Origin of the sequence: uncultured Ferrimonas sp. (assembly GCF_947489035.1) — a bacterium.
Classification (GTDB): Bacteria; Pseudomonadota; Gammaproteobacteria; order Enterobacterales; family Shewanellaceae; genus Ferrimonas.
In genome coordinates, this window is the sequence record NZ_CANLCI010000052.1 from 1 (window position 1) to 4,284 (window position 4,284).

The 4,284-nt window shown below is 52.5% G+C and carries 3 protein-coding genes and 4 tRNA genes; 6 read left to right on the forward strand and 1 reads right to left on the reverse strand.

Annotated elements, in window-relative coordinates:
* Positions 1-762: 762 nt before the first annotated feature.
* Both murB and birA read left to right on the forward strand, forming a co-directional pair.
* The gene (gene murB / locus Q0796_RS17950) at positions 763-1,794 is read left to right on the forward strand and encodes a UDP-N-acetylmuramate dehydrogenase (protein ID WP_298445845.1); all 1,032 of its coding nucleotides are present in this window, start codon (positions 763-765) and stop codon (positions 1,792-1,794) included.
* On the forward strand, positions 1,779-2,747 hold the full coding sequence (gene birA, locus Q0796_RS17955) for a bifunctional biotin--[acetyl-CoA-carboxylase] ligase/biotin operon repressor BirA (protein WP_298445847.1): 969 nt from the start codon (positions 1,779-1,781) through the stop codon (positions 2,745-2,747). The genes murB and birA overlap by 16 nt, the downstream gene beginning before the upstream one ends.
* Before the next feature lie 15 nt (positions 2,748-2,762).
* Here the strand turns inward: birA and coaA are convergent, their stop codons facing one another.
* Positions 2,763-3,701 carry a type I pantothenate kinase gene (coaA, locus tag Q0796_RS17960; RefSeq protein WP_298445850.1) on the reverse strand — a complete coding sequence of 313 codons (939 nt, stop codon included), beginning with the start codon at positions 3,699-3,701 and terminating at the stop codon, positions 2,763-2,765.
* A 222-nt stretch (positions 3,702-3,923) separates the two neighbouring features.
* Between coaA and Q0796_RS17965 the strand changes: the two genes are divergently transcribed.
* The 4 genes from Q0796_RS17965 (at position 3,924) to Q0796_RS17980 (ending at position 4,282) form a co-directional block, all read left to right on the forward strand.
* Positions 3,924-3,999: transfer RNA gene (locus tag Q0796_RS17965), tRNA-Thr, on the forward strand.
* A gap of 8 nt (positions 4,000-4,007) precedes the next feature.
* Positions 4,008-4,092 (forward strand) — tRNA-Tyr (locus tag Q0796_RS17970).
* Between the two features lie 33 nt (positions 4,093-4,125).
* Positions 4,126-4,200: transfer RNA gene (locus Q0796_RS17975), tRNA-Gly, on the forward strand.
* Between the two features lie 9 nt (positions 4,201-4,209).
* Positions 4,210-4,282, forward strand: a tRNA-Thr gene (locus tag Q0796_RS17980).
* Positions 4,283-4,284: the final 2 nt, after the last annotated feature.

Sequence of the window (4,284 nt, forward strand, 5' to 3'; positions counted from 1 at the left end):
CTGTCCTTTGGACAGGGCTTTTTTCGTATGTGATCAACACGTTTGCAGGGCTGACGTTGGCGAGGCCGTTCAGTTGGGTTGGCCCTTGATTAAGAGCTTGGCGGCCGGCCACGCCGGGGGCGCGGGTTCGAGTTCCGTTCACTGCGCCCTAGCGCTCGAAATGGTTCGAATAAGCCCTGTCCTTTGGACAGGGCTTTTTTCGTATCTGGCTAACACGTTTGCAGGGCTGACGTTGGCGAGGCAGTTCAGTTGGTTAGGCCCTTGATTAAGAGCTTGGCGGCCGGTCATGCCGGGGTCGCGGGTTCGAGTCCCGTTCACTGCGCCCCAGCTCCTGAAATGGTTCGACTAAGCCCTGTCCTCTGGGGCAGGGCTTTTGCCTTTCTGGCGAGAAAGTTGAGTGGTGGTCCATGTGCGATTTTATTGGTGAGGCGCTGATGTTCCGAGCCCAAACGAGACAATGTTGAATGCAGCTTGTAGTGGCCAAGCTTTGCTTAATTAAGGATTTTCTTGTTGTTAGAACCGTTTTATTCGACTCATTTTCGATCTTTACCATTCACATTAAAGGCCTTGCGTTGGAAGGCTCTTAGATCGACAAGCGGTAAACAGGGTTGTGCGGGCGCGATGCTCTGGTTACTGTAAAGAGCGCGTGCGGTAGGAGGCCCTTAGTCTGCATCGCAAACGATGCTCCGAACGCGTTGACTACCATTAGCGGCATCGATCCCTTACTATTCGCCCTCGAACTCGCTAACTGTTCTTGGTGCTATGACCCTCGCTGTTTCTCGCTCTATTGATCTTTCCCGCTGGCACACCTTTGCGATGCCCGCCACTGCGGAGGCGGCGCTTACCGTCACATCCATTGCTGAACTGCAACTAGCACTGCACCTGCCCCAGTTTAATGATGTGCCTAAGCTAATTTTAGGTGGTGGCAGTAACGTGGTATTTGCAGAGAATTTTGCTGGCTTAGTGATCCGTAATCGTTTGCTAGGGAAGCGGCTTGAGCAAACCGATGATGCCTTTCTCCTGCACATTGGTGCGGGTGAAGCGTGGGATCCTTTAGTGCGTTGGTGTTTAGATAACGGCATTGATGGACTGGAAAATCTGGCGTTGATCCCTGGCACCATTGGGGCTGCGCCAATCCAAAATATCGGCGCTTATGGGGTCGAGTTGGCGGATTACTGCAGTTACGTTGAATACTTAGAGATCGACAGTAATGAATTGCGACGCCTGTCTGCTAAGCAGTGTCAATTTGGCTATCGCGATTCCATCTTTAAGCGCCAATTGCTGGGGAAAGTGGTGATCACGGCGGTTGGCTTAGCCATTCCGAAACAATGGCAGCCCCAGCTTGGTTATGGCCCTTTGCAACAGCTACAAAATCCGACAGCGCAACACATCTACGATGTGGTGGTCGCTACTCGGCAGAGTAAATTGCCGGATCCCAGTGTGCTAGGTAATGCGGGCAGCTTCTTTAAAAATCCAGTGATCACTGGGGCGCAATATCAGCAGTTGCAGCAGCGTTTCAGTGACATCCCCGGCTATAAGGATGCGGCAGGCGTTAAGGTGCCGGCCGGTTGGCTGATAGACCAGTGCGGTTTAAAAGGGCACCAAGTTGGTGGTGCCGCGGTACATCAACTGCAAGCACTGGTGTTGGTGAATAAGCGAGACGCGGTAGTGGCCGATCTGCTGGCACTGGCCAATGACGTGATTGATGCGGTGGAACAGCGTTATGGCATCGAGTTGGAACCCGAAGTACGCATTTTAGATAAACAAGGACGGCCAGGATGGCAGCGATGTTAAGCGAGACACGGCAACAGCTTATCGCTTTATTAGCCGACGGCGAGTTTCACTCTGGTGCCTCATTGGCCGATAGCTTGGCGCTCACTCGCGCGGCGATCCACAATAACATCGAGGCGTTGGCTGATCTTGGGTTAGAGATCTATCGAGTAAAGGGTAAAGGGTACCGCTTTGAGCGGCCACTGAGTTTGCTTGATGGCGCAGTGGTGAATGCCGATCGTCAAGCGTCGCTGCACCTGTTTTGGCAGCTGGACTCGACCAATGCTTATTTAATGGGGCGACGACAGCTGTGTGGCAATGGTGAGGCTTGCTTAGCGGAGATGCAAACGTCCGGTCGAGGCCGCCGTGGCCGCACTTGGGTATCGCCGATGGCGTGCCACCTTTATTTGTCTTACTTCTATCGATTAGAGCAGGGCATGGCTGCAGCTGCCGGGCTTAGTCTGGCGGTTGGGGTGATGCTGGCTGACGCCCTAGAGCAAGCCGGCTTTGTTGGGGTGGGCTTGAAGTGGCCAAACGACCTTTATTTAGATGGCAAAAAGTTGGCTGGCATTTTGGTTGAGCTTAACGGCCAGTATGGTGAGGCGGCAGAGGTCGTTATTGGCTGCGGCGTGAATGTGAGCATGCCATCGGGCGTGGCAGCGGCTATTGATCAGCCGTGGCAGGATCTGCAGTCGCAACAAGATGATGTGATCGATCGCAGTGGCTTAGCCAATCAGATCTTAAAGCAGCTTGATAGTGGATTAACCTTATTTTCAGCTCAGGGCTTAGCGCCTTTTATCGACCGTTGGCAACAGCGCGATTGTTTTGCGGATCAACCGGTACAGCTGATCATGGGCGATAAGATCATTCAAGGCCGAGCGGCCGGTATTGATGCCAATGGCAACTTGTTGTTGGCGCAGCAAGGGCAGCTGAAGGCTTACGCGGCAGGGGAGATCAGCCTGCGGCCACAGGCTTAATTTTTGTGGATGACGTTAGCCGCGCAGACGGATCTGATCCACCAGATGGTTATGGCTTTTACTTAAGATCAGTTTGGCACGTTCACGGGTGGGCTGAATGTTATTACGCAGGTTTGGCCCATTGATCTGCTCCCAGATCTTTTCGGCGGTCTTTTCCGCTTCGGTCGGGCTTAACTGGGCGTAATGATGGAAGTAAGAGTTAGGATCTTGGAAAGTGCTATCAAGAAAGCGCAAGAACCGATCCACATACCACTGTTTAAGCAACGACTCTTCAGCATCTACATAGATAGAAAAGTCTACGAAGTCAGATACAAACGGTCGCTCTGCAAACTGGGGGTAATCGATGGCACTTTGCAGCACATTTAACCCTTCTAAGATCAGAATGTCTGGCTGACGGATCGGCTGAGTCTGCTCCATTCGATCGTATTGCTGATGCGAATAGATCGGGGCTTCGGCAGCCTGCCCGCTGCGCACCGTGCGAACAAAGTCCAGCAGCAAACGAATATCGTAACTCTCTGGAAACCCCTTCCGCCCTAATAAGCCTTTATCTTTGAGTTCCGCCAGTGGCAGTAAGAAGCCATCGGTTGTAACCAGCTCGACCTTGGGGTGTTCTGGCCAACGCTGCAGCAGAGCCTGCAGGATCCGAGCGGAAGTGCTTTTACCAACGGCAACCGATCCCGCCACACTGATGATGTAGGGGCCGTGACTTGGCTTACGCCCCAGAAACTGTTCCAGAACATCACCACGGCGCTGTTTGGAATGGGCATAGAGGTTGAGTAGGCGCGATAACGGCAGGTAGATGGTTTCTACCTCTTCTAAGGATACGTGTTCATTGATCCCGCGCAGCTGCTCTAATTCAGCTTCGCTTAACGGCAGTGGCACAGCCGCACGTAGCGCCGCCCATTGTTCGCGGCTAAAGGCTTGGTAAGCATGGTCTTTAGCGGATAAGTTCACGTGATATTGCTCCTTAAGTTGCGTCCGCGACTATACAATTGGAGTGTAAAAAGGTACAGCAACTTAGGCTTTTGCTATGGGCGAAGGCACAACAATAATGCAGCTGGGTTATTTTCGCCTAAAAGCTGTGCAAACAGACGCGATCTGCGGTTTTTTTTGATTTAGCTATTGCGCTGTCAGCATGCATTTCCTATTATGCGCTCCGCATCTTAGCGATGCAGTGCCGCTATAGCTCAGTTGGTAGAGCAACTGACTTGTAATCAGTAGGTCCCGAGTTCGACTCTTGGTGGCGGCACCATTTTTTTTGGAGGGGTTCCCGAGTGGCCAAAGGGACCAGATTGTAAATCTGATGGCACTGCCTTCGGTGGTTCGAATCCACCTCCCTCCACCATATTTTGTTCTACCGAGTGGCTTGGTAGAAATCGCGGGCATCGTATAATGGCTATTACCCTAGCCTTCCAAGCTAGAGATGCGGGTTCGATTCCCGCTGCCCGCTCCAAATTGATGTGCTGATATAGCTCAGTTGGTAGAGCGCACCCTTGGTAAGGGTGAGGTCCCCAGTTCGACTCTGGGTATTAGCACC

Excerpts from the sequence above, each read along its gene's own strand:
- murB (WP_298445845.1), top strand. The coding sequence starts at position 763 with ATGACCCTCGCTGTTTCTCGCTCTATTGATCTTTCCCGCTGGCACACC.
- birA (WP_298445847.1), top strand. The coding sequence starts at position 1,779 with ATGGCAGCGATGTTAAGCGAGACACGGCAACAGCTTATCGCTTTATTA.